We start from the raw sequence: 1,719 nt of genomic DNA on the forward strand, positions 1-1,719 counted from the left end.
AGATCGCCCGTCGCAAGGCCAAGGGCAGCCGCGGCGGTCGCCCACCTGCCTTCGATCCCACCATCTACAAGGGCAGGAACGTGGTGGAACGCTTCTTCAACCGGATCAAGGAGTTCCGCGCCATCGCCACCCGCTACGACAAACTCGCTCGCAACTACCGCGCCGGCCTCGTCCTGGCCAGCACCATCATCTGCCTACGAGACCAGTTACGCGACACGCCCTAGGCGATCCGGTCGATCACGATCGGACGCCGCGGGCTCGGCGCGGTGCCCTCCGGGGCCCAGGTGATCCCGCCCTCGAGCGCCTCGTGGGCGCGCTCGAACTTGGCGGGCTCGGAGGTGTGCAGCGTCAGGACCGGCTGGCCGGCCTTCACGGCGTCCCCGGGCTTGGCGTGCAGCTCGACGCCGGCGGCGAAGTCGACCGGGTCCTCCTTGCGGGCGCGGCCCGCACCGAGGCGCCAGGCGGCGACGGCGATGCCCATGGCGTCCATCGACTCCATGACGCCGTCGCGCTCGGCGGTGACGACCTCGGTGTGCTCGGCGACCGGCAGCGGGGCGTCGGGGTCGCCCCCCTGGGCGGCGACCATGCGGCGCCAGACGTCCATCGCGCGACCGTCGGCCAGGGCGGCCTCGACGTCGGCGTCCGGCTGCCCGGCGGCGGCGAGCATCTCGCGGGCCAGCGCGACGGTGAGCTCGATGATGTCGGCGGGGCCGCCGCCGGCGAGCACCTCGACCGACTCGCGCACCTCGAGGGCGTTGCCGACCGTCAGCCCCAAGGGCGTCGACATGTCGGTGAGCAGGGCGACCGTGGTGAGCCCCGCGTCGGTGCCGAGGTCGACCATCGTGCGGGCCAGCTCGCGGGCCTGGGCCTCGTCGCGCATGAACGCGCCGGCGCCGGTCTTCACGTCGAGCACGAGCGCCCCGGTGCCCTCGGCGATCTTCTTGCTCATGATCGAGCTCGCGATCAGGGGGATCGCCTCGACCGTCGCCGTCGTGTCGCGCAGCGCGTAGAGCTTCTTGTCGGCCGGCGCCAGGCCCGAGCCCGCCGCGCAGATCACGCCGCCGACGTCGCGCAGGATCGTCATCATCTCGTCGTTGGACAGCGACGCCCGCCAACCGGGGATCGACTCCATCTTGTCGAGCGTCCCGCCCGTGTGGCCCAGTCCGCGGCCCGACAACTGCGGCACGCGTACCCCGAACGCGGCGACCAGCGGCACCAGCGGCAGGGTGATCTTGTCCCCGACCCCGCCCGTGGAGTGCTTGTCGGCGGTGGCGCCGAGCACGCTGAAGTCGAGGCGCTCGCCGGAGTTGATCATCGCGTCGGTCCAGCGCACGATCTCGCCGCGCTGCATCCCGTTGAGGAAGATCGCCATCGCCAAGGCCGACATCTGCTCGTCGGCGACGACCCCGCGGGTGTAGGCGTCCACCATCCAGTCGATCTGCTCGTCGGACAGCACGCCGCCGTCCCGCTTGGTCCGGATGACATCAACCGCATCGAAGCGCTCAACCATGCGGGCCAGCCTAGGGGGCCGCGGCGTTTGCGGCCTAGGGCGTGTCGCGTAACTGATTTGGGTGGTTTGGGTCAGGGTTGTTTTTGTGACCAGGAGTCCTCAGTTCAGTGACGAGATGTGGGCGCGGATTGAGCCGTTGATGCCGCGTGGGGGCGCGAAGGGCGGCCGTCCGTGGAATGACCACCGGCGGACGGTGGAGGGCATCTGTT

Annotated in this window: 2 protein-coding genes; one reads left to right on the forward strand and one right to left on the reverse strand. The window is 70.8% G+C overall.

Going from position 1 to position 1,719, the window contains the following annotated elements; genetic code table 11:
- Positions 1-224 (forward strand): transposase (locus H5397_RS17320; protein ID WP_182814264.1); only part of this gene is annotated, 224 nt, incomplete at its 5' end.
- On the opposite strand, the gene H5397_RS17325 is transcribed toward H5397_RS17320, so the two are convergent.
- Entirely contained in the window at positions 221-1,510 is a 1,290-nt protein-coding gene (locus tag H5397_RS17325) for a thymidine phosphorylase (RefSeq protein ID WP_182818987.1), read from the reverse strand. The two genes, H5397_RS17320 and H5397_RS17325, sit on opposite strands and share 4 nt — an antisense overlap.
- Between the last annotated feature and the right edge of the window lie 209 nt (positions 1,511-1,719).

The sequence above is a fragment of the Propioniciclava sp. MC1683 genome, assembly GCF_014164675.1.
In the GTDB taxonomy this organism is placed as follows: domain Bacteria; phylum Actinomycetota; class Actinomycetes; order Propionibacteriales; family Propionibacteriaceae; genus Propioniciclava.